Source organism: Microbulbifer marinus (genome assembly GCF_900107725.1).
GTDB lineage: Bacteria > Pseudomonadota > Gammaproteobacteria > Pseudomonadales > Cellvibrionaceae > Microbulbifer > Microbulbifer marinus.
Map to the genome: position 1 here is coordinate 90,368 of NZ_FNQO01000003.1, position 25,271 is coordinate 115,638.

The 25,271-nt window shown below is 60.7% G+C and carries 22 protein-coding genes and 1 other RNA gene; 13 read left to right on the forward strand and 10 right to left on the reverse strand.

Annotated elements, in window-relative coordinates; translation table 11 throughout:
* The first annotated feature begins 11 nt into the window (after positions 1–11).
* From BLW36_RS12365 to BLW36_RS12375, 3 genes are all read left to right on the forward strand, one after another.
* Complete coding sequence (locus tag BLW36_RS12365; protein ID WP_091388928.1) at positions 12–869, forward strand: ABC transporter ATP-binding protein; 858 nt, start codon at positions 12–14, stop codon at positions 867–869.
* Positions 870–954: 85 nt separating this feature from the next.
* On the forward strand, positions 955–2,169 hold the full coding sequence (locus tag BLW36_RS12370) for an alginate export family protein (RefSeq protein WP_091388931.1): 1,215 nt from the start codon (positions 955–957) through the stop codon (positions 2,167–2,169).
* 447 nt (positions 2,170–2,616) lie between these two features.
* Positions 2,617–3,399: a type IV pili methyl-accepting chemotaxis transducer N-terminal domain-containing protein gene (locus BLW36_RS12375; RefSeq protein ID WP_091388934.1), complete on the forward strand. Its 783-nt coding sequence runs from the start codon at positions 2,617–2,619 to the stop codon at positions 3,397–3,399.
* 418 nt (positions 3,400–3,817) lie between these two features.
* Here the strand turns inward: BLW36_RS12375 and BLW36_RS12380 are convergent, their stop codons facing one another.
* Together BLW36_RS12380 and ffs are read right to left on the reverse strand one after the other, a co-directional pair.
* Positions 3,818–5,692: a M2 family metallopeptidase gene (locus BLW36_RS12380; protein WP_091388938.1), complete on the reverse strand. Its 1,875-nt coding sequence runs from the start codon at positions 5,690–5,692 to the stop codon at positions 3,818–3,820.
* A 253-nt stretch (positions 5,693–5,945) separates the two neighbouring features.
* Positions 5,946–6,043: signal recognition particle sRNA small type (gene ffs, locus BLW36_RS12385), an RNA gene on the reverse strand.
* Between the two features lie 242 nt (positions 6,044–6,285).
* Here ffs and BLW36_RS12390 point away from each other — a divergent pair.
* The 3 genes from BLW36_RS12390 to BLW36_RS12400 all read left to right on the forward strand — a co-directional run bounded on the left by BLW36_RS12390 (position 6,286) and on the right by BLW36_RS12400 (position 8,390).
* Complete coding sequence (locus tag BLW36_RS12390; RefSeq protein ID WP_091388941.1) at positions 6,286–7,131, forward strand: 6-carboxytetrahydropterin synthase; 846 nt, start codon at positions 6,286–6,288, stop codon at positions 7,129–7,131.
* Positions 7,132–7,172: 41 nt separating this feature from the next.
* Positions 7,173–7,889, forward strand: coding sequence for a 16S rRNA (uracil(1498)-N(3))-methyltransferase (locus tag BLW36_RS12395; protein ID WP_091388944.1), 717 nt, complete (start codon positions 7,173–7,175; stop codon positions 7,887–7,889).
* A 117-nt stretch (positions 7,890–8,006) separates the two neighbouring features.
* Positions 8,007–8,390 (forward strand): DUF6249 domain-containing protein, encoded by a 384-nt coding sequence (locus BLW36_RS12400; protein ID WP_091388947.1) that lies wholly within the window; start codon positions 8,007–8,009, stop codon positions 8,388–8,390.
* A gap of 271 nt (positions 8,391–8,661) precedes the next feature.
* On the opposite strand, the gene ald is transcribed toward BLW36_RS12400, so the two are convergent.
* Entirely contained in the window at positions 8,662–9,807 is a 1,146-nt protein-coding gene (gene ald / locus BLW36_RS12405; RefSeq protein ID WP_091388949.1) for an alanine dehydrogenase, read from the reverse strand.
* Between the two features lie 200 nt (positions 9,808–10,007).
* Between ald and BLW36_RS12410 the strand changes: the two genes are divergently transcribed.
* Positions 10,008–10,493 (forward strand): Lrp/AsnC ligand binding domain-containing protein, encoded by a 486-nt coding sequence (locus BLW36_RS12410; protein ID WP_091388952.1) that lies wholly within the window; start codon positions 10,008–10,010, stop codon positions 10,491–10,493.
* Between the two features lie 52 nt (positions 10,494–10,545).
* Here the strand turns inward: BLW36_RS12410 and BLW36_RS12415 are convergent, their stop codons facing one another.
* The 5 genes from BLW36_RS12415 to BLW36_RS12435 all read right to left on the reverse strand — a co-directional run bounded on the left by BLW36_RS12415 (position 10,546) and on the right by BLW36_RS12435 (position 15,798).
* The gene (locus BLW36_RS12415) at positions 10,546–11,010 is read right to left on the reverse strand and encodes an Mpo1 family 2-hydroxy fatty acid dioxygenase (RefSeq protein WP_091388955.1); all 465 of its coding nucleotides are present in this window, start codon (positions 11,008–11,010) and stop codon (positions 10,546–10,548) included.
* A gap of 107 nt (positions 11,011–11,117) precedes the next feature.
* The gene (locus tag BLW36_RS12420; RefSeq protein WP_091388958.1) at positions 11,118–11,630 is read right to left on the reverse strand and encodes an O-acetyl-ADP-ribose deacetylase; all 513 of its coding nucleotides are present in this window, start codon (positions 11,628–11,630) and stop codon (positions 11,118–11,120) included.
* Positions 11,631–11,782: 152 nt separating this feature from the next.
* Positions 11,783–13,249, reverse strand: coding sequence for a sodium/proline symporter PutP (gene putP / locus BLW36_RS12425; RefSeq protein WP_091388960.1), 1,467 nt, complete (start codon positions 13,247–13,249; stop codon positions 11,783–11,785).
* A 687-nt stretch (positions 13,250–13,936) separates the two neighbouring features.
* Positions 13,937–14,869, reverse strand: coding sequence for a tRNA 2-thiocytidine(32) synthetase TtcA (gene ttcA, locus BLW36_RS12430; RefSeq protein ID WP_091388963.1), 933 nt, complete (start codon positions 14,867–14,869; stop codon positions 13,937–13,939).
* A 260-nt stretch (positions 14,870–15,129) separates the two neighbouring features.
* Positions 15,130–15,798 (reverse strand): arylesterase, encoded by a 669-nt coding sequence (locus BLW36_RS12435; protein ID WP_091388965.1) that lies wholly within the window; start codon positions 15,796–15,798, stop codon positions 15,130–15,132.
* 53 nt (positions 15,799–15,851) lie between these two features.
* On the opposite strand from BLW36_RS12435, the gene BLW36_RS12440 reads away from it, so the two are divergent.
* The 4 genes from BLW36_RS12440 (at position 15,852) to BLW36_RS12455 (ending at position 21,452) form a co-directional block, all read left to right on the forward strand.
* Positions 15,852–16,574, forward strand: a complete 723-nt coding sequence (locus BLW36_RS12440) for an ABC transporter ATP-binding protein (protein ID WP_091388968.1) — start codon at positions 15,852–15,854, stop codon at positions 16,572–16,574.
* Positions 16,574–19,039 carry an ABC transporter permease gene (locus BLW36_RS12445; RefSeq protein ID WP_091388973.1) on the forward strand — a complete coding sequence of 822 codons (2,466 nt, stop codon included), beginning with the start codon at positions 16,574–16,576 and terminating at the stop codon, positions 19,037–19,039. Before BLW36_RS12440 ends, BLW36_RS12445 begins: the two co-directional genes overlap by 1 nt.
* Positions 19,040–19,107: 68 nt before the next feature.
* Complete coding sequence (gene bioA / locus BLW36_RS12450; protein ID WP_091388976.1) at positions 19,108–20,376, forward strand: adenosylmethionine--8-amino-7-oxononanoate transaminase; 1,269 nt, start codon at positions 19,108–19,110, stop codon at positions 20,374–20,376.
* Between the two features lie 38 nt (positions 20,377–20,414).
* Positions 20,415–21,452, forward strand: coding sequence for an ABC transporter ATP-binding protein (locus tag BLW36_RS12455; protein WP_244506248.1), 1,038 nt, complete (start codon positions 20,415–20,417; stop codon positions 21,450–21,452).
* A gap of 46 nt (positions 21,453–21,498) precedes the next feature.
* Here BLW36_RS12455 and BLW36_RS12460 read toward each other — a convergent pair whose 3' ends face one another.
* Positions 21,499–23,196: an ABC transporter permease gene (locus BLW36_RS12460; protein ID WP_091388979.1), complete on the reverse strand. Its 1,698-nt coding sequence runs from the start codon at positions 23,194–23,196 to the stop codon at positions 21,499–21,501.
* A 79-nt stretch (positions 23,197–23,275) separates the two neighbouring features.
* Positions 23,276–24,307 (reverse strand): Fe(3+) ABC transporter substrate-binding protein, encoded by a 1,032-nt coding sequence (locus BLW36_RS12465; RefSeq protein ID WP_091388982.1) that lies wholly within the window; start codon positions 24,305–24,307, stop codon positions 23,276–23,278.
* 149 nt (positions 24,308–24,456) lie between these two features.
* Here BLW36_RS12465 and BLW36_RS12470 point away from each other — a divergent pair, with 149 nt between their 5' ends.
* On the forward strand, positions 24,457–24,903 hold the full coding sequence (locus BLW36_RS12470) for a hypothetical protein (RefSeq protein WP_091388987.1): 447 nt from the start codon (positions 24,457–24,459) through the stop codon (positions 24,901–24,903).
* 32 nt (positions 24,904–24,935) lie between these two features.
* Positions 24,936–25,205, forward strand: a complete 270-nt coding sequence (locus tag BLW36_RS12475; protein WP_091388990.1) for a PepSY domain-containing protein — start codon at positions 24,936–24,938, stop codon at positions 25,203–25,205.
* The last annotated feature ends 66 nt before the right edge of the window (positions 25,206–25,271 follow it).

Consider the following 25,271-nt stretch of genomic DNA (forward strand, 5'->3'; position numbering starts at 1 on the left):
TGGAGAAGAAAATGAGCGTATTACTCGACATCAGTCATATCGATATGGAATTCCCGACTCCCAAAGGATCCTTTACCGCACTACGTGACGTTAATTTGCAGATCAAGAAAGGGGAGTTCGTGTCACTGATAGGCCACTCCGGTTGTGGCAAATCCACCGTACTGAATGTGGTCGCCGGCCTTTACGGGGCGACCCGGGGTGGCGTGATACTGAATGGCAAAGAGGTAACGGAACCGGGCCCGGAACGGGCTGTGGTATTCCAGAACCACTCACTGTTGCCCTGGCTCAGCGCCTACGAAAATGTGGAACTGGCAGTAAAACAGGTATTCGGCAAAATAAAAACCAGGGCCGAAATGCGCGAGTGGATAGAGCACAACCTGCAACTGGTACATATGGGCCACGCGATGCACAGGCGCCCGGCGGAAATTTCCGGCGGCATGAAACAGCGGGTGGGCATAGCTCGCGCCCTGGCAATGCAGCCCAAGGTACTGCTGATGGACGAACCCTTCGGGGCCCTGGACGCACTCACTCGCGCCCATATGCAGGACTCCCTGATGGAAATCCAGGCAGAGCTGAACAATACCGTGATCATGATCACCCACGATGTAGACGAGGCCGTGCTACTTTCCGACCGCATAGTGATGATGACAAATGGTCCGGCAGCGACCATTGGCGAAACCCTGGATATCTATCTCGAGCGACCTCGCAACCGCCTGGAGCTGGCCGACGATCCGCACTACAACCAGTACCGAGCCAGGGTGCTCAAGTTCCTGCACGAAAGGCATGGTGGGCATAAACCAAAAACGGCAAAGGTCAGCATGGAGAAAAATATCGAATTCGATAACAAGTCTGTGGAACACGCAGCCTGAGCTGTTCAATAAAAGTGTTTAAAACCGGCACACACAAAATCGCTTAAATAACTCATTGACCAACCTACTTTATTGGGGATTACCTATGAAACGACTGACTTTTCCACTGCAACAGCGGTTACTGGTTCTGGCGGTTTCCGCTGTTGTCGGCGCCCCCGCCTTTGCCGTCGACGCGGTTGAATCTGAAGAGGCCTCTGCCGCATCACTCGGTGAGGCACTCAGCCAGAGCGAAGTTACCCTGGGCCTTCGCGCGCGCGCCGAACAGGTAGATGTGGACGGTGCAGACTCGGCGGACCTGACCAGCCTGAAGACTCGCCTGACCTTTCAGTCCGGTACTTTTCAAGGCCTCAGCACGCTGATCGAAATGGACGATGTCACTCACCTGACCGATTTTGAGGGCGGCGTGGCGGATCCGGAAGGCACCGAAGTGAACCAGGCACTGCTCGCCTACAAGCTCGGCGACACCACGATGAAGTACGGCCGCCAACGCATACTGCTGGACAACCAGCGCTTTGTCGGTGGTGTCGGATTCCGTCAGAATGAGCAGACATACGACGGCTTCAGCATCACCAACAACAGCCTCGCCGACACGACTCTGTTCCTCGCTCACATCGACAACGTCAATCGTATCTTCGGCGAAGACAGCCCGCTCGGCGACCACAAAAACGATACCTACCTGCTGAACGCCAAATACAGTGGTATCAAAGCCGGTGCCCTCTCCGCCTACGCCTACCTGATCGACAACGAGACTGCCCCGGCCTTTTCCACCGACACCTACGGTCTGCGCTTTGCCGGCAAGACGGGACGCGCCGATTACGCATTGGAATACGCCACTCAGTCCTCCGCCGCCGACAACCCGGCCAGCTACGACGCCGACTATCTCCTGGCCGAGGGCGGCTATGCGTTTGGTTCGATAACGGTGAAAATGGGTTACGAACTGCTGGGCTCAGACGGCAGCAATGGCCAGTTCATCACCCCACTGGCGACACTGCACAAGTTCCAGGGCTGGAACGACAAGTTTCTCGGCGGGGGGAGCGGCAATATTCCTGGCGGTATCGAAGATGCATACGCAACACTGGGCACTTCGCTGGCGGGGATCAAATTTGCGCTCAATTACCACCAGCTCAGTTCAGAAGACCCCGGCGTATCTGGTATGGATAAACTAGGCAGTGAATATGGCTTTGTAGTCGGCGGAAAAATCGGTTCAGTCGATCTGAGTCTGAAATACAGCGACTTCACTGCCGATGAATTTTCCAGCGATACCACTAAGTGGTGGCTTACCGCACAGGCAAACTTCTAGAACCAAGGCGGCAGGTCCCGCCGACCGCGTGACCTGCCCTAATCACCACAAACACTCACATTGGAGCTGCGGGCTCCGCCGTTTTCCCAGCAGAAGTTGCCCGCATATCCCACGAGCATATCCCGAAACAAATTGCCGCCGATCCCAGCCGACACACTGAGGTTGCACAAACTACCAAATCCGCTGCCGGATGCCACATATGTTGCAGCACTCCGACAACGCAAAAGGCACAGTAAAATCAGCACAACCGGAGGAGTTCCTGTTGTGGAGTGCTACAGATACCAAAGGGGTTACCCTCAAGGGGGTAATGATCAGCACAGGGGTTCGGGAATAGAATAATTTTCCACGCGGCGGGTGCAAGGAAAGAGAGATCAAATATCAGGTCCAGCCGCCCATTGCTTCACCAGCCATAAACAGCTTCATTTCGATTCAAGTGTAAGGAAGAATATGAATCGCCTACTGCTCCTGCTGTTATTCATCAGTCTTGACGTTTATTCATTCAGCATGGGGGACGCCATCAATATCGCCGGCCGCCAGCGAATGCTTTCCCAACGGATTACCCAAACCTATATGCTGCGTGGCATTCAGCCGAGTGCCGAACGCCATCAACAGATTTTTGAGCGTTGCATGCGGGAGTTCTCCGAGAACCTGGATCAACTCGCGGCATTTAGCGAAGCGGCGCCGATACGGGCCGACCTGCAGAAGGTACAGCAGGAGTGGAGCGCTTTCGAAAAAATTGCCCGACAGCCGGTCAGCAAAATCAGTGCCGAGAAGCTATTCAGACGCAGTAATACCCTGTTGCCGGCCGCCCATAACTACGTGATACGCCTGCAGGAACTCGCCGACCACAAAAGCGCGGAACTGGTCAATATTGCCGGCCGCCAGCGTATGCTCTCCCAGCGTATCGCCAAGAATTATGTCGCGCTCTTCTGGGGAGTGTCCGGCGAGGAAGGTGTAACAGGTCTCTATGAAGACTTGGCCGAATTCCAACACATGCTGGACTTTCTATTACAGAGCCCCCTGAATACACCTCAAATCACCCGAAACCTGCTGAAAACCCAGGGACATCTGAGCTACGCCAGACGCGGCTTCGACGCAGAAATGCAGATCTCCGAGGAGCGCCAGATTCATGTAATAACGGGCACCACAGACATGATGTTGCGCAATATGGATGTCATTACCCGCCAGTACACCGATTTAATGAACACTGCCCATCTATCGGCGCGCTAGATATCGCACAGTGGTTTTCGACGGAACTGTCCTGTTTCTCGCCAACTCTCAAAACGGGCAGCCAAATAAAAAGGCCGGGCAAAGTTGCCCGGCCTTCTCTTGTCTTGAACATTCACTCACCGACAGCTTTCCCGAATAGGCCTCTAGCTGCAGGGTAAATGACGCTCTCTTTGCGTGCGAATGGATTTTGTCGCAAGCAGCCTTCCCTGGGTCAGCTTCCGGCCCGGCCAGTCCGGCCGCTCCACGTATTCACGGCGCCTTCGACCCCTGGCCGGTCGAATAATCGCGCAGCGAGCAGTGCTCGCTCAGCGCGCGAAGGGAGTTTGTCGCAAGCAGCCGTCCCTGGGTCAGCTTCCGGCCCGGCCATCCTTGGCCGGTCGAATAATCGCGCAGCGAGCAGTGCTCGCTCAGCGCGCGATTATTCCCAGCCGCATTGGCGGCCCTGGTTTTGTTCTTTCAGGTACGCCATCAGCGGCTGGAAGTAATCGATGATGGCCGAGGCATCCAGCTCGCGCTGACCGGTCAGGGCTTCCATCGCGTCCGGCCACGGCTTGCTCGCCCCCATTGCCAGCATCGCGCGCAGCTTCTTGCCGGCTTCATCGTTTTTGTAGATGGAGCAACGGTGCAGCGGACCGGTTTCACCGGCGGCCTCACACAGCGCACGGTGGAACTGGTACTGCTGGATATGCGCGAGGAAGTAGCGCGAATAGGGCGTGTTACCGGGAATATGGTACTTCGCTCCCGGATCGAAATTGGCTTCGGTACGCTCGACCGGCGCCTCGATACCCTGGTATTCCTCACGCAGTTTCCACCAGGCCTTGTTGTAATCGCCCGGCTGGACTTCGCCGTTGAACACCTGCCAACGCCATTTATCGACCATCAGGCCGAATGGCAGGAAGGCAATCTTGTCCAGCGCCTGCTGCATCAGATAGCCAATGTCCTTGCTCTCATCCGGCACCTCATCCAGGAGTCCGATTTCTTTCAGGTATTTCGGCGTAATGGACAGCGCGATGGTATCGCCCACTGCCTCGTGGAAACCATCATTGGCGCCTTCTTTATACAGGTATGGCTGCTGGTTATAGATGCGCTGATAAAAGTTGTGCCCCAGCTCGTGGTGAATGGTCACCAGGTCTTCGCCGGTTTTGTTGATACACATCTTGATGCGCAGATCGTCCTGGCCGTCCAGGTTCCAGGCGCTCGCGTGGCAGACCACATCGCGGTCACGCGGCTGGGTGAACTGGGAGCGCTCCCAAAAGGTCTCCGGCAGCGGCTTGAAGCCCAGCGAGGTGAAGAAACGCTCACCGGTCTTGACCATCTCCTTCTCGTCCATACCGGCGTCGACCACCAGCTGAGTCAGGTCGTAGGGTGCCTGCATGTCATCGTCTTTGACCAGCTCGTAGACGTTACCCCACTGCTGAGCCCACATGTTGCCGAGCAGGTGCGCCGGGATCTTGCCTTGGGCCGGCACTACGTCGTCACCGTAGTGCTCATTCAGCTTGGCGCGCACGTGGCAGTGCAGTGCCTCGTACAACGGCTTGACCTTGTTCCACTGCGCATCCATGTCGGCGGCAAAGGCATCGGGCTCCATATCGTATTTGGAGCGCCAGAATGTGCTCAGGTTGTCATAACCCAGCTCCTGGGCACCGGCATTGCCAATCTCCACCTGGCGTTGGTACAACGGCTTCATCGGCGGTGACACCTTCCGCCAGCCAACCCACAACTCCTTCAGCAGTTCCGGATCGCGGTTCTTGGCCATCATCTGGCCCATTTCGGTGAGGGTGTAGCACTTCTCTTCGCCCTCTTCCTCGCGGCAGTATTTACCGGCGCCATACATACCCTGCATCTTGGAACCGATCTGAGCCAGCTCTGCGGTCAGCTCCGGATCCTTGGGCGCCGGGAACACCAGCCCCTGCTTCAGCATGGTCAGCTGGCGGCGGGTATCCGGATCCAGATCCAGATCGTTGAACTTGGCCGCTTCGGATGCCAGCTCAACCGCCATCGCGGTGTACCGCTCGGAGGCAAGGGCTTCGACGTACTGGGAGTCGATATTGATATAGGTGGAGGCCAACCAGCTCGCGTGGCTAACCTCTTCCGCCATCTCCTCGAGTCGGGACTGGGCGTCCTGCAGGAACGCTTTGGCGTCCTCAGCCGTGACCTGGCCATTTCCGCCCGTGCTACTCATTTCAGCGCTGGCGGTTGTCGCCGCTTCTTGAACCGGCTCCTGCTGGGCCTGTTTGTTATCGCATCCGGCGAGCGCCACTGCTGCGGCAATGGCGAGAGCAATTTTCTTCATCGGCTCCCTCTATCTTTTTATTGGAAGTGGTTATAACTGTCGCCGTTTATAGCATAAGCACGGCTTCGGCAGGGATGCCTGCGCCATCTGCGACGCCATATCGGCATAAAATTCCCTTTTAAGCGGCAAATTTGGGGAAAAATCTCGCACGCTCAGAAGCGCAGACCAAGCAATAGCAACGTCGAAGGGTGGAGCTGTCTGTACCTCAGAGCAGAGGGACAATCCAGAAGAAGAGAGGGGGAATTGGAGGCAGCCCAACCAGCAACACCCTCGGCACATGATACCACTGCTACCGTTGCTCCCTTCCGGGCCTGGCGGGGTTCACAGCTGTTCATTGCGAGGGGACCGGAAGGGCCGCCACTGCAGGCTTCGACCGATATCGACGGACGATCAGCATCGAAGAGGGCGCGATTATAAGGGAACCTCTAAAGAAGTCCATAGCGTTCCCGCGGATCCTGAAAGCCAGGGAAGGCCATGAACTTATTCAGAGCTTGCCGAGGACTGAAAGGCGCGAGTTCCAGCCCCGCTAAAAGGTTATACTGTGCGCGATCGGTCTTACTCCGGTAAAAAGTCCTCCCAGCCAAGAGTTATTCATGCACCTGTTCGTCGACAATCTCACCAACGTAGATTTCAGCTATCTGGACTACCGCCGCGGTCTCGTGGGCGAGACCTGGCTGGCGAATGCGGCCCTGGACGGCGCCCTGGACAGCCAGGGCATGGTGTGCGATTTCGGCGTGGTGAAGAAGACGCTACGCCACTGGCTCGACGACCAGCTGGATCATCGCCTGTTGGTCCCCACCCGCTCGCCGCATCTCAAGCTGGAGCGCAACCCGCAAGGCGTTGGGATCACCTGGCAGGTGCAAAGCGGCGAAGTGATCGCCGTGAGCGGACCCGAGCAGGCATTTGCGTTCGTGGAGGCAGAGTCGGTCACCGCAGACAGCGTCGCGGCGTGGAGCGTACAGCAACTGGCCTCCGCGTTCCCCACCAGCGTAGAGCAACTGCAATTGAGTTTTACCTGTGAAGAAATCGCCTCCCCCTACTACCACTACAGCCACGGCTTAAAAAAACACGAGGGTAACTGCCAGCGCATCGCCCACGGACACCGATCGCGGATCCAGATTTTTCTCGACGGCGAGCGCAGCGGGGAGTGGGAAAGCAACTGGGCGGATCGCTGGCGAGACATCTATCTGGGCACCCGTGAAGACCTGCAGGTGGAAAGTGACGAGCAAACCCTGCACTTTGCCTATCAGGCGCAGCAGGGCCGCTTCACCCTCGCGATTCCCGCGAACCACTGCGAACTGGTCGACTGCGATACCACCGTCGAACAACTGGCCCAATATATCGCCGAGACCATCTCGGCAGAGCGTCCGGGCACTGAGGTGCGGGTGCGCGCCTATGAGGGTATTGGCAAGGGCGCTGTCGCCTCGGCAAAATCCTAAGGCTTGCCGTTTTTGCGCCTACTGCCAGAGAGCGTGACACTTTGAACCTGATCATTCTTGAAAGAGACGACTTCGTTGAGCCCGGTATTGCCAAACTGCGTGACCGCAGACTGCTGCATATCCAGCAGGTGCACCGGGCCGCAGTCGGAGACCAGCTGCGCGTCGGCCTGCTGGATGGCAAGATTGGTACCGGCGAGGTTGTCTCCCTTAGCAGCGAATCTGTAGAACTGCGGGTGGATTTTCACAGCACGCCGCCCGCCCCCCTCCCCCTGACCCTGATTCTGGCTCTGCCGAGACCGAAAATGCTGAAGCGGGTGATTCAGCACGTCACCGCGCTGGGAGTGAAGCGGCTTTTCCTGATCAACGCCTATCGGGTAGAGAAATCCTATTGGCAGACGCCCTGGCTGGCGGAAGAGAAGCTGTATGAACAGTGCTTGCTTGGACTGGAGCAGGCGGTCGACACGCAGATGCCACGCATCGAGCTACGCAAGCGATTCAAGCCGTTCGTGGAAGACGAACTGCCCGAGATTGCCGCCGGCACGGAGAAGCTGGTGGCACACCCGGTCACGGAGCAGCCCTGCCCTGTGGATACGCCCCATGCGACCACTCTGGCAGTTGGGCCGGAAGGTGGGTTCATTCCCTATGAGGTGGAGAAGTTTCGGGCCGCCGGCTTCCACGCCGTTCACCTGGGGCCGCGCATCCTGCGCGTCGAGACCGTGTTGCCGGTCCTGCTGGGCCGACTCTACCCATCCCACTGAGGGCTCTCCCACTGAGCCGCGAGAAATTCCCACTGCAACCAAATGGCAACGACAAGGCGTCCGACTAGTACAGAACTACTGGTTTCCGGCACAGCCGCCAATTTGGAGCACTAAAATATGAATGAAGGCACCCTCGCCCTACTGGTCCCGTTTGCATTTTTTCTTTTGGTCGGTGTGATCGTGTGGATGATTCTGCACTTCCGCCACAAGTCCAACACCGAGACTCAGGAGACGATCCGCCTCGCCGTGGACAAAGGCAATGAACTCTCCCCGGAGCTGATCGAACAGCTGGGTAATTTCCGCGCTCACCCCAAGCGGGATGTCCGCGTCGGTACCATGTGGATTGCGATCGCGATCGGGCTAGCGCTGATGGGCGTGTTCGTGCCGGATCCCAGCAACAGCGCCTTGCAGGGCCTACTCGCCACCGCGGCCATTCCGCTGATGATCGGAGTCGCGTACCTGGCGATGTACCGCCTGACCGGGCGCGACAAGCAAGCCTGACCGGCCCTACATTCTTCAGCGCGGGCAGCACGGCAGAAGCACTTGCCTGCCCCCGCAATCCCCATGAAAAGAAATAAACCGGAACACAAATAAAAAAGCCGCGTAAATACGCGGCCATAATGTGGTGGCTCCCGCCACCGGGTCTCACAGAGAGGGGCGCGAAGGTGCGCCCCTGGGGGAGAAAGACTGCTCAAATAGACAAGCGCGTCACTGCATGCTTTCTCAGGTTGCAGCCGCTAGGCGGCTGCGTATTCTATCCAGCCGCAGCGCCTCAGGCCGCTGCGCCTTCCTCTACCGCGGACTTCTGCAGCGCCAGTTTCGGGTCGACGTATTCGTAACCCAGTACATCGGCCACCGCCTGGTAAGTCACCATGCCGGCGTGAACGTTCAGGCCTTCCAGCAGATTGGCATCGTCCAGCAGCGCCCGCTTGGCGCCCTTGTTAGCCAGGGCCACCGCGAACGGCAGAGTGGCGTTGTTCAGGGCCATGGTGGAGGTACGCGCGACACCGCCGGGCATGTTGGCCACACAGTAGTGCACCACGCCGTCTACAACGTAGGTGGGCTCCTGGTGGGTGGTCGCCTTGGAGGTTTCGAAACAACCGCCCTGGTCGATGGCTACGTCCACAACCACAGCGCCTTTCTTCATCCGGCTGATAATGTCGCGGGTCAGCAGCTTCGGAGCCGCGGCGCCCGGAATCAGTACCGCACCGATAACCAGATCCGCTTCCAGCGCGTGCTGCTCGATCGCGTCGTTGGTGGAGTACTCAGTGCGCACGGCACCGCCGAAAATATCGTCCAGCTGACGCAGGCGCGGCAGGGAGCGGTCGAGGATGGTCACATCCGCGCCCATACCCAGGGCCATCTTGGCCGCGTTGGTACCCACTACGCCGCCACCGATAATCAGTACCTTGGCCGGGGCCACGCCGGGCACACCGCCGAGCAGTACGCCGAGGCCGCCCTGGGCTTTCTCCAGGTGGTGCGCGCCGCACTGAACGGACATACGGCCGGCAACTTCAGACATCGGCGCCAGCAGCGGCAGGCCGCCGAAGCGGTCGGTCACGGTTTCATAGGCGATACAGGTCGCACCGGACTTCACCAGCAGCTCGGTCTGCTTGGGGTCGGGCGCCAGGTGCAGGTAGGTATACAGCAGCTGACCGGGGCGCAGCATTTCGCATTCGTGCGGCTGCGGCTCCTTCACCTTGACGATCATATCGGCAGTGGCGAAGATCTCTTCCGGGGTATCGATGATGCGGGCACCGGCCTGCTCATACATCTCATCGGTAAAGCCGATGGCGGCACCGCCGTCTTTCTGCACGATCACTTCGTGACCGTTGCTGATGAGTTCACGGACACTCGCCGGCGTCAGGCCGATGCGGTATTCGTGGTTCTTGATCTCTTTCGGGACGCCAATCAACATTTCTCTGCTCCTCTTGTAATTGGCTAACGCACCGTTGCCAGACGTGGCGGTTGCGCGCCTTATCTCTGCGATTTCACCCAGTATAGGGCCGCACTTAAAGTGGATCTATGCTAGATTTCAGCCTGAGCCAGTGGAATCCACTATACAAGACGTCAAGTAGGCCGCTTTTTGAGCAAAGCGACCCGCCAGGAGCTATCCGTATGCACAAGCGCGCCAGTGAATTGAGTACCATCGACCGCAATATCCTGCGGGTATTGCAGAAAAACGGCCGCACCAGCTATGCGGAACTGGCGCGACAGGTAGGGCTGACCGCGACCCCCTGCGTGGAACGAGTCAAGCGGCTGGAGGGCGACGGTGTCATCCAGGGCTACACGGCACTGATCAACCCGGAGTTTCTCGACGCGGCCCTGGTGGTATTCGTGCAGATCCGCCTGAACCGCTCCGCCCAGGACGCCTTCGAGGAGTTTCGCAACGCGGTGGCCGCGCTGCCGGAAGTGCAGGAGTGCTATCTGGTATCGGGGAACTTCGACTACCTGATCAAGGCGCGGGTCGCGGATATGAGCGCCTATCGCAGGTTCTACGGCGAAACGCTGTTGACGCTGCCCGAGGTGCAGGAATGTACCAGTTACGTGGTCATGGAGCAGGTGAAGGAAACGCTGGAGGTACCGGTGCACTACAACCGTTAGTGCAGAGAGGAACCCGCGGTCGGCGCTCTATTGAACGCCGGCCGCGGCACTATCAATACTTGATGCCGAGCATGCGGTAGATAAAGCCGATCACCCAGGCGGGGCCGATCAGCAGGAACTGCAGATCCTTGAAAAACGAGGGTTTCTTGCCTTCGATATGGTGGCCGACAAACTGCAGGATCCACATCAGCACGAACAGTGCCAGCGCCGTCTGCCATACGGAGATCCCCAGGCGCTCGACCACCGACCAGCCCCACAGGCACACGACGCTGATTGCCGCCATACCGAGGGCCAGTGAGAATGACATCGCCAGGTAAAACAGCAGCGTCGGCACCAGTGCTACCACGGCCCAGTTCAGCCAGGGGACGTCTGCCATAAACGCCGGCTGCGGAATGGCCCACAGCAGGCCGACCACGGTCGCATAGATCACCGGCACGGCGATCCAGTGAATGGTCTTGTTGGTGGGGTTCTGGTGGCTCTCGCCGTATTCGGCGAACCACTGCTCGGCGCTGCGCATTGATCTCTCCTCATCTTGTTATTGTCTGCGCTAATCATCAGTCACCGCTCGGCGACAATCAATGACCGAAAACGCCACCGCGCCCCGCGCCTTGAGGTCCTGCCCGCCTATCGCCGCACGTAAGCCTCCAGCTGCTGACGGTAAAGCTCAGCCATGGCCTCATCGAAACAGCAGAACACGATGCGCTGCGGCTCGCAGTCCCGATCCAGATGCTGCTGCACCTGCTCCACGGCTATCTCTACCGCCTGCTCCGGCGGATAGTCGTAGACACCGCAACTTATTGCTGGAAAGGCAATGGAATGCACATTCTCACGTCGCGCCAGCGCCAGGCACTGGCGGTAACAACTGGCCAGCAACTCGGGCTCGCCAAGATTGCCGCCCCGCCATACCGGGCCTACCGTGTGGTAGATGCGTTTTACGGGAATGGAAAAGGCCGGGGTAGCGCGCACTTCGCCCACTGGGCAGCCGCCGATTTTGCGACAGGCTTCCAGCAAGCCGGGCCCCGCCGCGCGGTGAATGGCCCCATCTACCCCACCGCCGCCCTGCAGGTGCTGATTGGCGGCATTGACGATTACATCGACCTGTAATCGAGTGATATCACCGAGGTGGACTTCGATCACTCAGTATCTCCAACCGCTATTTTGAATAATTGCTGCGGGTGGAAATCCTTTTCGCTTCACAACAGTCGCACCCGCCCAGCGGGTGCGTCCAGCGCGCAGTTATCAGCAGTTGATCCCGCTCAATCCATGCCGCAACCGTAAGCCCGCCGGAATCAATCCAGCAGTTCGCGATGGCGAGCGGCTACGGCTACGGGACATTTCGTCACTGCGCTAACTATCACGATAGCAGCTGCGGAGAGGATGAAGCCCGGCAGCAGCTCGTAGATATCGAAAATCCCACCGGAAAGCTGCTTCCAGATCAGCACGGTCAGACCGCCGACGAGCACACCGGCGATGGCACCGGGACCGGTCATGCGCGACCAGTACAGGCTGATCAGGATAGCCGGGCCAAAGGCCGCACCGAGGCCCGCCCAGGCATAGGCCACCACATCCAACACCTTGGAATCCGGGTCCATGGCCACCCATACGGCAATCAGTGACAGAACGATCACGGCCCAGCGGCCCACTTTTACCATCGCCTCCGGGCTGGTCTCGCGACCGAGCCACACATGATAGATATCCTCGGCCAGCGCGGCGGAACTAACCAGCAGCTGGGAATCGGCGGTACTCATGATCGCCGACAGAATCGCCGCCAGCAGCACGCCGGCCACCAGCGGATGGAACAGTGCCTGTACCAGTTCCATGAAAATGCGCTCGCCGTCCGGCAGAGTCTGCTGCAGTTCCAGATGGCCAAACAGGCCCACCGCCATGGCGCCGAGAAAACCGCAAAGAGACCAGACTGCGGCTACGGTCGCCGCCACCGGCACATCGTCGGGGCTACGCACCGCCTTGAAGCGCGCGAGGATATGCGGCTGCCCGAAATACCCCAGCCCCCAGGCCAGAGAACTCAGGATGGCCACGATTCCCAGCGCCTGACCGGTGTTATCGCTCATCCAGTGCGTCAACTCCGGGGCCTTCTCCTGCAATTTGACCCAGCTAGTGGCGAAACCACCTTCATCGGTGATCACCACCAGCGGCACGATCACCAGCGCAAGACTCATCAGCAGGCCCTGAAACACATCGGTCCACGAAACCGCCAGAAAGCCGCCGAACAGGGTGTAAGAAATCACCGCCGCAGCACCGATGAATACCGCCCAGCGGTAATCCCAACCAAATACCGTCTCGAACAGCTTACCGCCGGCAATCAGCCCGGAAGCCACGTAAAACAGGAAAAACAGCAGGATAAAGATCGCACAGAGGGTGCGCAGATACGGGTGTGCCAGGTTGAAGCGGCGATGCAGATAAGCGGGCACCGTCAGGGCATCGTCCAGCTCGTAGGTATATATGCGCAGCCGCCGTGCCATTGTGACCCAGCTCGTCACGATGCCGGTGAACAGGCCGATCGCGATCCAGCCGGACGACAGGCCCGCGACATAGGCCGCGCCGGGCAATCCCAACAACAGCCAGCCACTCATATCCGACGCCCCGGCGGACAGTGCTGCCACCGCCGGCGGCAGCGAACGGCCACCGAGGAAGTAGTCACTGGCGTCCCTGGTACGCATATACGCGTAAACACCGATAACCAGAATGAAAGCCAGGTAGGCGACGAACGTCAGGGCAATGAGCCATTGTGCGGACATAGAAAATCCTTGTTCTTAGAATGAAGCAACGCCCAGCAGGGGGAATTCCGAGTCAGAAATTTGCTTATTTTTAGTGCAATATCCAGCTTCAGAATAGGGGCGGCAGCTAATATTTTGGTTTATTGCGCTTAAATCTACTAATTAGGTGGCGCCGGCTCAATCCGCAAACTACATATTGAAACAACAAGCGGAAAAAAGACAACACTATGGGTATTTGTCTGGACGAATTGCGGCTTCTGGTCATCCGTCCGACCCTCAAGCATCTGAGAGCCTGGAGCCCGGGTATGGAAAACCTGCTCCTCGGAACCGCAGCACAGGAATCACAGCTCGGTTTCCACCTCAAACAGGGACGGCGCCACGGACTGGGAATCTATCAAATTCAACCACATACACACCGGGAAATTTGGGACGAGTATCTTATCGATTACCCGGCCCTCGCCTCCAAGGTACGAGGTCTGGCCAGCCAGCGGGATTTCCTCGATCACCCCCACAGCGAGCTGACCACCAATTTGCGCTATGCGACCGCCATTGCCTGGCTAATCTACCGCTCGGCGAAAATCTACAAGGTGGAAGAGACCGACGTCGCCACCATGGCGCGCCTGTGGCACCAGCATTTTCACCACGGCCCCTCTGCGTCTGCACATGACTTTGAGTGCAGCTACGCGCAGCTGGTCAATGGCGCCGATCCTACAGATTCAGCGCCTCGATATACTGCGGCTGCTCCGCAGGCTCCTCCCCGGACTCCTCCCCATCTGGAATCCAAGAGTGCACCTGTCGCTGCATTGAATGTTCGCTCTTAGCCGCCGGCGCGTCTTCGCTACGGTCGAGTTCCAGGCTTTCGAAATCGTACAGGTCGCGATCCGCCAGCTGTGACGGCGACACCCGGGTGAGCGAGGCAAAAATGTTCTCGCTGCGCCCCGGATACTTCTTGTCCCACTCCCGCACCATCTGCTTGATCGCCTGGCGCTGCAGGTTTTCCTGACTGCCGCACAGATTGCACGGAATGATCGGGAACGCCTTGTGCTCGGCAAAGCGTGCGATGTCCTCCTCACGGCAGTAGGCCAGCGGGCGAATGACGATATTGCGGCCATCGTCCGCGCGCAGCTTCGGCGGCATCGCCTTCAGGCGCCCGCCGTAGAACATGTTCAGGAACAGCGTCTCGACGATATCGTCCTTGTGGTGTCCCAGCGCCACCTTGGTCGCGCCGATTTCCTCGGCAAACCCGTACAGGGTGCCGCGACGCAGCCGCGAGCAGAGGCCGCAGGTGGTCTTACCCTCCGGCACCACCTCTTTCACCACCGAGTAGGTGTCCTTCTCGACGATGTGGTACGGCACGCCCAGGGACTGCAGATACTCCGGCAGGATATGCTCCGGAAAGCCCGGCTGTTTCTGGTCCATGTTGACCGCTACCAGCTCGAAGTGCACCGGCGCCGTCTTCTGCAGGTTCAGCAGGATATCCAGCATCGCATAGGAGTCCTTGCCGCCGGACAGGCACACCATGATCTTGTCGCCCTCTTCGATCATATTGAAGTCGGCGATGGCGCGGCCCACATTGCGGCGCAGGCGCTTCTGCAACTTGTTGAATTCCAGCCGCTCGCGGCGGTTTTCCAGTTCGGACATGGTGATTCTCTTACTACGGGACTCTGGGCCTGGGAATTGAATTAAAAGTTAATGCGAAGGCCCTGATGCCGGGATTCGTTTGCGGGACCTTGCGCGGCCACGGATGGCCGCGGAGAGCTTACAGGGACGTATTCACTGGGGGGCGCCTAGCCCATGTCCCGCAAACGAATCCCGGTAGCAGGGCCGCCACGTAACCCAAACGGTGCCCACAAAGGCACCCGGACAAAGCCAAAATCAGGCCGCGATTGTACGCATTTCGATCACGGAGTACACGACTGATCGTCCACCCTCTGTTCCAGCAAGAGCTGGACGCAGGGCCAGACGTGGTCGAGCAGCGCCGGCTGGGCCTTGGCGGTGGGATGAATGCCGTCCGTCTGCATGGCCCCATCCAGCAGTGCCACCGGCTCGAGAAAAAAGGGTACCAGGGGAATCTGCTCTGCCTCGGCCACCTTCGGATACACCGCCGCGAAGGCCTCGGTATAAGCGCGCCCATAGTTCGGCGGCATACGCATGCCTAGTAGCAGCACCTCGGCGCCCTGCTTTTCCGCCAGCCGCACCATCTGTTGCAGGTTGCGGGCTAGCGACTGCGGCGGATAGCCGCGCAGGCCGTCGTTACCGCCGAGTTCCACGATCAGCCAGCGCGGCTGATGTTCCTGCAACAGTCGCGGCAACCGCGCCAGCCCGCCGGACGACGTCTCGCCACTGATACTGGCATTGATGACTTTGACCGGCTTGTCGGCCTCTTCCAGCCGTTCGCGCAACAACTGTACCCAGCCCTGCGCCTCATCGATGCCGTAGGCCGCACTGATACTATCCCCCAACACCAGCAGCGTATCCGCCGCGCTCGCCTGCGACTGCCCCAGCGGGACAGAAAGCAGCAGGAACAAGCCGAATCGCGCGAGCAGCTGCCGAAAAAAAACGGTCGTCATGTCATACTCTCCAGTTCATATCAGCGCAGTACCAGCAGAGGGAGCGAAGAAGAATGTCCGCCATGCTCAGGGCCGAAAACCTGCACCACCGGGTAGCCACCAGCGAAGGGCCGCTGACCCTATTAAATAATATTTCCCTGCAGCTCGCTCGCGGCGAGAGCCTGGCCATCACCGGCGCCTCCGGCTCCGGCAAGTCGACACTGCTCGGCCTGCTCGCCGGCCTCGACAAACCCACCGAAGGCAGGATCTGGCTCGCCGGCGAGGAAATCACTGCGATGGACGAAGAGCAGCGCGCCGCCCTGCGTGCCCGCTGCGTCGGCTTCGTATTCCAGACCTTCCAGCTGCTGCCCGGGCTCACCGCCCAGGAAAACGTCATGCTGCCGAGCGAACTGCGTGGCGAGCGCAGCGCCGCCAGCCGCGCCGCGGAATTCCTCGCCCGCGTCGGCCTGGAACACCGCCTGCACCACTACCCGCGGCAGCTGTCCGGCGGCGAACAGCAGCGGGTTGCCATTGCGCGCGCCTTCGCCAGCTTCAGCGGCGGCGACGGCATCCTGTTCGCCGACGAACCCACCGGCAGCCTCGACGCCGGCAATGGCGACAAGGTTATCGATCTGCTGTTTAAACTCAATGCCGAATCCAATACCACCCTGGTGCTGGTCACCCACGAACAGCGCCTCGCCCAGCGCTGCGGCGCGCACCTGCGTATGGCCGCCGGCGAAATAACGGCGGCCGACTCGCTGGACGGCAATGACAACCTCTCCGAGGTGTCCATCTGATGCTGCCACTGAAACTGCTGTTCCGGGACTGGCGCGGCGGCGAACTGGCTCTGATCGCCACCGCCTTGGTGCTGGCGGTGACCTGCGTGACCGCGATCGCCCACTTCACCGATCGCCTGAGTCGGGCCATGGAGCAGCAATCGCTGACCTTCCTCGCCGCCGAGCGGGTGTTGCGCAGTAGCCGGCCCGTGGATGACAGCTGGCTGCAAGAGGCGCGCGAGCGGGGCCTAAAACAGGCGGAGGCGGTAACTTTCGCCTCCATGGTGGCCGCCGGGGACCAGTTCCAGTTTGCCGCGGTCAAGGCGGTCAGCGACGGCTACCCATTGCTCGGCACACTGGAGATGCGCAGCGCCGAGGGCGCGCCGGGCAGACAGGTGCAGCACGGTCCGCCACCGGGCGAGGCCTGGGTTGAGCCCCGTTTACTGCCACTGCTGGAACTGCAACTCGGCGACACCCTGCAACTCGGCGACACCACGCTGACAGTCACAGGCCTGCTGGACCGCGAACCGGATCGCAGCACCAGCCTGTTCGACATGGGCGCGCGACTGCTGGTGCACGTGGATGACCTGGCCGCCGCCGGCGTCATCCAGCCCGGCAGCCGCGTGCGCTACCGCTATCTGTTCGCCGGCGACGACCGGGCACTGGAGCAGTATTTCAAATGGCTGAAGCCGCGGCTGACCGAACATCAGCGCGTGATCGACCTGCGCGAAGGGCAGCCGCGCGTGGCTTCGGCCCTGGATCGCGCCGAGCGCTTCCTGTTTCTCGCCGGCAGTCTCGCGGTACTGCTGGCCAGCGTCGCCGTCGGTCTGGCCGCACGCCGCTATGGCCTGCGCCACACTGCCTATGTCGCGGTAATGAAGAGTCTCGGTGCCGGGCGCGGCAAGGTTCTGGCCATCTACCTCGGCCAGCTGACCGCGCTGACGCTGTTAGCGACCGCCACCGGCCTGCTGCTCGGCAGCCTGATCCAGTCCCAGGCCGTCAACCTGATGGCCGACTTCTTCCCGGTGGAGCCGCCACCGAGCCAGTTGAGCCCACTGCTGGTCGGCCTGGCCACCGGCTTCGCCTGCGCACTGGGCTTTGCCCTGCCGCCGCTGTTCCGCCTCTCGCGCACGGACCCGATGCAGGCGCTGCGACGCGACTGGAGCAACCCGGACCGGCGCGAATGGCTGGGACTGGTGCTGGGCCCCACCAGCATGCTGCTGCTGATCTGGTGGCTGTCCGGCAGCCTCGCGATTACCACCGCACTGTTTGCCGGCATGGCCCTGCTGGTCGGCGGCAGCGCCCTGGTCAACCAGCTGCTGGTGCGCGGCCGGCTGTCATCCCTCGGCGGCGCCTGGCGTATTGCCCTCGGCAGCCTGCAGCGCCGCGCTGCCTTCAATACGCTGCTGATCGCCGCCTTCGGCACCGGCCTGCTGGCGATGCTGGCACTGGTGTTCGCGCGCACCGCGCTGATCGACGAGTGGCGCATGCAGCTGCCGGAGCAGGCGCCCAACCACTTCCTGTTCAATATCGCCCCGCACGAAGTCGACCCACTGCAGACCACGCTCGCGGACAACAACATCGGCAGTACCGAGTTCTACCCGATGGTGCGCGGGCGCCTGATCGCCATCAATGGCATTCCGGCGAAGGAATACAAGAAAGACCAGCGCAACGGAGAACCCAATGCCTTGCGCCGCGAACTCAACCTGAGCTGGACCGAGAACCTGGCACCGGACAACCGCATCCTCGAAGGTGAATGGTGGGACAAAACCGACAGAGGCGTGTCGGTGGAAGTCGAGCTGGCCGCACGCCTGAACCTGGCGCTCGGCGACATGCTGCGCTTTTCCATCGGCGGCCTGGAAGTCGAGGCCCCGGTCGCCAGCTTCCGCTCGCTGGACTGGAACAGCATGCGCCCGAACTTCTACATGATCTTCGCCCCGGGCACACTGGAAGACTTCCCCGCGACCTATATCACCAGCTTCTATCTGCCGCCGGAGCAGAAGCTGCTCGTCAACGACCTGGTGCGCAATTTCCCCAGCGTCAGCGTGATCGAGCTGGACAAGATCATCCAGCGCATCCGCGACACCATCGCCCAGGTGTCCCTGGCCATCGAGTCGGTGATGGCACTGATGCTGGTGGCCGGCGTACTGGTGCTGATCGCCGGAGTGCGCGCCAGTATCGCCGAGCGTTTGCAGGAAGCGGCAATTATCCGCACACTGGGCGGCCGCCGCCGGCTGCTGTTACAGAGCCTCGTCCTGGAGTTTGGCCTGCTGGGTGTCGCCGCCGGCCTGCTCGCCGCCGCCGGTGCCGAAGCGACGCTCGCAGTGCTATCACAGCGGGTATTCGAGCTGCCGTTCGTATTCCACCCCATGCTGTGGCTGGTCGGCCCGCTGGCGGGAGCACTGCTGGTTGGCAGTGCCGGTACCCTCGCCTGCCGCAGCTCGGTCAGCCAGCCGCCGCTGCAGGTGCTGCGGGAGCTGGCATAAAAGTTTTTTGAATCGTCATTCCCACCTGCGCGGGAATGACGACTGAACGATGTTTAATTGGCGAATTTATGGATCTGGATTTCGACCGCAACCATATCTGGCACCCCTATTCCTCCCTGATCGATCCGCCGCCGGTTTACCCGGTCGAGCGCGCCGAGGGAGTGCGTATCTACCTGGAGGACGGCCGCGGCCTGATCGACGGCATGTCATCCTGGTGGAGTGCCCTGCACGGTTACAACGTGCCGGAACTGAACAGCGCGATGCAGGCGCAGATGGAGAAAATGTCGCACGTGATGTTCGGCGGCCTCACCCACGAGCCGGCCATCGAACTGTGCCGGAAGCTGGTGGCCATCACACCGGCACCACTGCAGCGTGTGTTCCTCGCCGACTCCGGTTCGGTATCGGTGGAGGTCGCCATCAAGATGGCGCTGCAGTACTGGCAGTCCCAGGGCCGCGGCGAGAAATGCAAACTGCTCGCCCTGCGCAACGGCTACCACGGCGATACCTTCGGGGCCATGGCCACCTGCGATCCGGTGACCGGTATGCATCACCTGTTCGCCGGCCAGCTGACCCAGCACTTCTTCGCCCCGGCGCCGCAACCGAAATTCGGCGAAGCCTGCGCGGACGAAGACATTGCCGAACTGCGACAGCTGATCGAGCAGCATCACAATGAGCTGGCGGCAGTCATTCAGGAGCCGATCGTGCAGGGCGCCGGCGGTATGCGCTTTTATTCAGCGGAGTATCTGCGCCGAGTGCGCGAACTGTGTGACGAGCACGAACTGCTGCTGATCGCCGACGAGATCGCCACCGGCTTCGGCCGCAGCGGCGAACTGTTCGCCTGTGAACACGCCGGCATCTGCCCCGATATCCTGACGCTCGGCAAGGCACTGACCGGCGGCACCATGACATTGGCCGCGGCGCTGTGCACCGACAAGGTCGCCGACGGTATCTGCCGCGGCGAGGCCGGAGTGTTCATGCACGGCCCGACCTTTATGGGCAACCCGCTGGCCTGTGCGGTGGCCAGCGCCAGTATCGATTTGTTACTGCACGGCCCCTGGCAACAGCGCGTGGCGGCAATCGAGAGCCACATGCGCCAGGCACTGGCACCGCTGCAGGATTCCGCCGCGGTGGCGGATGTGCGCAGTCTCGGCGCCATCGGTGTGGTGGAAATGCGCGAACCGGTCAACATGATGCAGGTGCAGGAAGCCCTGATCGAGCGCGGCGTCTGGTTGCGCCCCTTCGGCAAACTGGTTTATACCATGCCGCCCTATGTGATTTCCGAACAAGACCTGGGCCAGCTCACCACGGCGATGGTCGACGTCCTCGGCGCACTCTAACTCGTGTAAACAGGCCAGAATTTTTCGCAAGGATCACCGTGCCCCCGCTGCTAGAAGTTTCCGACCTGGAATGCCGCTACGGCAACAAGGTCATTCTCGAATCCGTTTCCTTCGCCCTGAATGAGGGCGAAGTCGCCTGCCTGCTCGGCCCCAGCGGCTGTGGCAAGACGACCCTGTTGCACGCGATCGCCGGCTTTCAACCCGTGTATCGGGGGCGCATCTCTCTGGCGGACAGTACTATTTCCACGCCCGCCGCCATCACCCCGCCGGAGCAGCGGCATATCGGCGTCGTTTTCCAGGACTACGCCCTCTTCCCGCATCTGACCGTTGCGCAGAATATAGCCTTCGGCCTGAAATCGCTGCCGAAGGCAGAGCGCGAATCCCGTGTGCGCGAGCTGCTGCAACTGGTGCAACTGCAAAGCTTTGCGCAGCAGTACCCGCATCAATTGTCGGGCGGCCAACAACAGCGCGTTGCGCTGGCGCGCGCATTGGCGCCGCGGCCACGACTGCTACTGATGGATGAACCCTTTTCCAACCTGGATACCGAATTGCGCCGCAGCCTGGCGGCGGAAGTGCGACACATTCTTCGCGAAGAGGGGACCGCCGCGGTGATCGTGACCCACGACCGCAGCGAGGCTTTCGTCGCCGGTGACAAGCTCGGCGTGCTGAGCGGCGGACTGCTGCAACAGTGGGATACGCCGGAAACTACCTATCGCCGACCGGCAACTGCCGCGGTGGCGCGTATCGTCGGTGACGGTACGCTGCTGGAAGGCAAACTGCTGCAGCCGGACCTGATCGAAACCGCTCTCGGCAGAGTCCATCTGCCCTCCGCGATCGAAGCGCCCGCACAACAGCTGCAGGTGTTTGTGCGCAGCGAGGATATACAACCCGGCGAACACGCCGACGCCGTTACCGCCCAGGTCGTAGCGCGCGATTTTCTCGGCAGTGACACGCTGTATAAATTTCGCCTGCCCGGCGGCCGCATTATCGAGGCAACCCTGGGAGCGGAATTCCAGTTTGCGCCGGGTAGTGAAGTGCCGTTGCGTATCGTCGCACCCGTCGTTTTCACACCGTAAGTCCGACGTTTATCTCGTCAGTAAGGGTTTGACTCTAAATGCGTATCTACAGCGCCGGCGCCTCGGACTCGATCAGTTCCGCCTGTGCCTCGCCACTGCGCCGCCCCATCGAGCGGCTCAGCAGGATCACCGGCAACAGCCCCACCAGCACAATCATCAGTGCGCCCAGCGCCGAACGCTCCAGCATTTCGTCGGACGCGAACTGGTAGATGTAAGTCGCCAGCGTGTCGAAGCCGAAAGGCCGCAGCAACAGGGTCGCCGGCAGCTCCTTCATGCAATCCACGAATACCACCAGCGCGCCGCTGAGCAGGCCCGCGCGCACCAGTGGTAGGTGTACCGCCCACAGCGTCTGCCAGCTATTGCGGCCCAGGGAACGGGAAGCGCGGTCCATCGACGGCGTGACCTTGTCGAGGCTCGACTCGATCGCGCCGGCAGACACCGCGAGGAAACGCGCGGTATAGGCAAACACAATCGCAAACACGCTGCCGCTCAGCAGCAGGCCGATGGAAATATCGAACTGCGCGCGCAACCAGGCATCCAGCGCATTGTCGAAGGCAGCCAGTGGAATCAGCACGCCGATGGCCATCACCGCTCCGGGCATTGCGTAACCCAGCTTGGCAAAGCCCACCAGGGATTTGACCAGGCGTACCGGGTAGAGCCGTTTGCCATAGGCCAGCAGCAGCCCCAGCAGCGCGGTGATCAGCGCCGCCGTTGCCGACAGCAACAGGCTGTTCAGCGCGATGGTGAAGAAGTCATCGGTCCAGTAGCTGGCAAAGTTAGCCAGTGCATAACCACCGAGCACCAGCAGCGGCACCCCGAAACCACACAGCAACAGCAATCCGCAACAGGCGCTGGCCAGTGCAGCGCGCCAGCCGCGCAGGCGATAGCTGTCGCGGCTGCGTGATGGCGACTGCACGAAGTGCCTCTGCCGCGCCCGTCCCATGCGCTCCAGCGCGATCAGCAGCACCACGAACACCAAAGTGCTGCAGGCAATCTGCGCGGCGCCGCCGAGGTTGCCGCGGCTCAACCAGGTATCGTAGATGCCCACACTGAGGGTGCGCACCGCGAAGAAGTCCACGGTGCCGAAATCGTTCAGTGTCTCCATCAGAACCAGCGACAGGCCTACCGCAATAGCGGGACGCGCCATCGGCAGCGAAACGCGTACGAAACTCTGCCAGGGAGTACAGCCGAGGGAACGGCTGGCCGCGCGTATGCTGCCACACTGTTCGATAAACGCGGCGCGCGCGAGCATGTAGACATAGGGATAAAGCACCAGCGACAGCATCGCAATGGCACCGCCCATACTGCGAATCTCCGGAAACCAGTAATCCCGCGACGTCTGCCAGCCGAACCAGTCGCGCAACAGTTTCTGCACCGGCCCGGCGTACTCCAGCAGATCCGTATAGACATAGGCGATGACATAGGCCGGCACCGCAAACGGCAGTAGCAGCGCCCACTCGAAAAAACGCCGCCCCGGGAACCGGCACATGGTCACCAGCCAGGCGCTGCCGACGCCCGCCAGCAACGTGAATAGCCCTACACCAAACGCAAGAACCAGCGTCGCGGATATATAGTGAAACAGCACCGTATCCAGCAGGTGCGGCCAGATGTTTTCTTCGGGAAAGAGCGCCAGCCAGAAAATAGACAGCACCGGCAGTGCCACCAGCAGCGCGATGGTGCTAACTGGCAGTATCCAGCGCAGGCCGGAAGAACGCCGGCGGGAGGGGGAAAAAACTGGAGTCATAAAATCAACAACGCGGCCCGCACCTTCAGGTGGGGGCCGCGATACAGTAGCCCGTCAGTGGGCGACCATCATATCCGGACTAGAAGTCGAAGCCCACCTCATCCACCAGTCGCGAGGCGGCCGGCACATGGGAGCCGATCTCTGTCAGGCTCAGATCGTCTTCCTTGAACTCGCCCATGTACTGGTTGATCAGGTCGGAGCGCGGTGTGCCGGGGCGCACCGGAAATTCAAAATTCTTTTCCGCGTAGAGATACTGGGCTTCCGGGCCGCTGAGGAATTCCAGCAGCTTAATCGCATTGTCGCGGTTCGGTGCATGCTTGGTCAGTGCCGCACCGGAAATAAACATGTGGGTGCCGCGATCCTGCTGATTCGGGAACACCAGGTTGACGGACTTGGCCCACTCGATCTGCTCCGGCTGCTCGGTGTTGGTAATCATGTTGCCAAAGTAGTAGCTGTTGCCCAGGGACAGGTCGCATACGCCCTCACTGATCGCCTTCACCTGAGCGCGGTCGTTACCCTGGGGCTTGCGCGCCAGATTGGCCTTGACGCCCTCGAGCCACTTCTTGGTTTCCGCCTCGCCGTGGTGGGCAATCATCGATGCGAACAGGGACAGGTTGTACGGATGCTTGCCGCTGCGGGTACAGATACGCCCTTTCCATTTCGGATCCGCCAGCTGTTCGTAGCGCGTGATCTCGCCGGGCTTGACCCGGTCCTTGGAAGCGTAAATCAGCCGCGCACGGGTCGTGAGACCAAACCAGTTGCCCGCCTCGTCGCGAAACTGTGCCGGGATATTCTTTTCCAGCACGTCACTCTGCACCGGCTGGGTCAGATCCTTGGCCAACAGATCCATCAGGCTGCTGGTGTTGGAGGTCAGCACCAGATCCGCCGGGCTGTTGCGCCCTTCCCGCTGCAGGCGCTCGTTCAGGCCCTTGCCGGCGTAGACGACTTTGGTCTCGATGCCGGTTTCCTCGGTGAATTTGTCGAGTACCGGCTCGATCAGAAAGGGCTGCCGGTAGGAGTAAATATTGACCTGCTCGGCGGCAACCGTTGCCGTCGCTGCAAAAAGGCCGGTGACGGCAACTGCTGTGCGGAAAAGTGATCGTATGTCCATCAATGATCCATGACCTTATGGTTAATTTGAGAAGCATTCTCATTTGCCTCGCCGGTAAAGTCAACCGCGCCCGCCGGTATTCCGGTTTTCGGCAATGTCGCGCAATTCCACCTATTCTTAGGGGCACAATGGCAACTTGTGGAGGCCCCATGGTCCGCTTCCTGCCCCTGATCGCACTGATCGTTGCTCTGAACGGCTGTGGCCGCCAGAGCGATACCCACGACCCCACCGAAGTCGAGCGCACCCCGCCCGGCGAAATGGCCACCGAAGCAATGGAGGAGCCGATAACTCCGCCAGAGGACGACAGCGGCACCGCAACTACTGACCAGTCGGGTACAGCACCGCAAGGCACCGACGCAGAGACGCCGGAGATCTGTACGCCCGAGTGGTTTGCCTGGGTCCACGAGCAGATTCAGTCCAGACCCGACGGCGACCTGGCGGAACAGTACCCGTCCGGCCTGCCCGAGGTGGGTAGCGACGAGTGGTTTATCGCCGTCGACAAACTCACCGGCGGCGACGGTGCCCACGGCCCGGATGGCGGCAGTGCCGAGTGGTGCAGCATGGTGCAACAGCGCCTCGGCACTCCCGCGCAGTAAAGCCAACTTTTCAGAAAATCGGAGGAGCTTTTATGCTGCCGATCAAGCAACTGTTAGCGGCGACCATCGCCGCCGCGGCACTGCAGCCGGCCGTTGCCGAAGAAGAGAAGCCACCGCCCGGTGCCATGGCCCTGTCTACAGTGCTGACCAAACTGGAGCAGCAGGGCTTTACGCCGATCATCGGTGTCACGCTCGAAAACGGTCGCTGGGAAGTGGAAGCCTATAAGGGCGCGGAGAAGCGTGAACTCGAGGTGGATCCCAATACCGCCGAAATACTCGCCGACGAGCCTGACGACGACTGATGTATCCGCCCCCTGCGGCCGGGGACGCTGCTCTCCGGCCGCAGCGGCCTGTGCGAAACGCCCCCC

Excerpts from the sequence above, each read along its gene's own strand:
- BLW36_RS12415 (WP_091388955.1), bottom strand. The coding sequence starts at position 11,010 with ATGCGCAGCGCCGAGCAGTGGTTCGCCGAATACGGCGAGAGCCACCAG.
- BLW36_RS12365 (WP_091388928.1), top strand. The coding sequence starts at position 12 with ATGAGCGTATTACTCGACATCAGTCATATCGATATGGAATTCCCGACT.
- ald (WP_091388949.1), bottom strand. The coding sequence starts at position 9,807 with ATGTTGATTGGCGTCCCGAAAGAGATCAAGAACCACGAATACCGCATC.
- BLW36_RS12380 (WP_091388938.1), bottom strand. The coding sequence starts at position 5,692 with ATGAAGAAAATTGCTCTCGCCATTGCCGCAGCAGTGGCGCTCGCCGGA.
- BLW36_RS12470 (WP_091388987.1), top strand. The coding sequence starts at position 24,457 with ATGGTCCGCTTCCTGCCCCTGATCGCACTGATCGTTGCTCTGAACGGC.
- BLW36_RS12370 (WP_091388931.1), top strand. The coding sequence starts at position 955 with ATGAAACGACTGACTTTTCCACTGCAACAGCGGTTACTGGTTCTGGCG.
- BLW36_RS12465 (WP_091388982.1), bottom strand. The coding sequence starts at position 24,307 with ATGGACATACGATCACTTTTCCGCACAGCAGTTGCCGTCACCGGCCTT.
- BLW36_RS12390 (WP_091388941.1), top strand. The coding sequence starts at position 6,286 with ATGCACCTGTTCGTCGACAATCTCACCAACGTAGATTTCAGCTATCTG.
- bioA (WP_091388976.1), top strand. The coding sequence starts at position 19,108 with ATGGATCTGGATTTCGACCGCAACCATATCTGGCACCCCTATTCCTCC.
- ttcA (WP_091388963.1), bottom strand. The coding sequence starts at position 14,869 with ATGTCCGAACTGGAAAACCGCCGCGAGCGGCTGGAATTCAACAAGTTG.
- BLW36_RS12400 (WP_091388947.1), top strand. The coding sequence starts at position 8,007 with ATGAATGAAGGCACCCTCGCCCTACTGGTCCCGTTTGCATTTTTTCTT.
- BLW36_RS12435 (WP_091388965.1), bottom strand. The coding sequence starts at position 15,798 with ATGACGACCGTTTTTTTTCGGCAGCTGCTCGCGCGATTCGGCTTGTTC.
- BLW36_RS12445 (WP_091388973.1), top strand. The coding sequence starts at position 16,574 with ATGCTGCCACTGAAACTGCTGTTCCGGGACTGGCGCGGCGGCGAACTG.
- BLW36_RS12460 (WP_091388979.1), bottom strand. The coding sequence starts at position 23,196 with ATGACTCCAGTTTTTTCCCCCTCCCGCCGGCGTTCTTCCGGCCTGCGC.
- BLW36_RS12410 (WP_091388952.1), top strand. The coding sequence starts at position 10,008 with ATGCACAAGCGCGCCAGTGAATTGAGTACCATCGACCGCAATATCCTG.
- BLW36_RS12475 (WP_091388990.1), top strand. The coding sequence starts at position 24,936 with ATGCTGCCGATCAAGCAACTGTTAGCGGCGACCATCGCCGCCGCGGCA.
- BLW36_RS12375 (WP_091388934.1), top strand. The coding sequence starts at position 2,617 with ATGAATCGCCTACTGCTCCTGCTGTTATTCATCAGTCTTGACGTTTAT.
- BLW36_RS12440 (WP_091388968.1), top strand. The coding sequence starts at position 15,852 with ATGTCCGCCATGCTCAGGGCCGAAAACCTGCACCACCGGGTAGCCACC.
- putP (WP_091388960.1), bottom strand. The coding sequence starts at position 13,249 with ATGTCCGCACAATGGCTCATTGCCCTGACGTTCGTCGCCTACCTGGCT.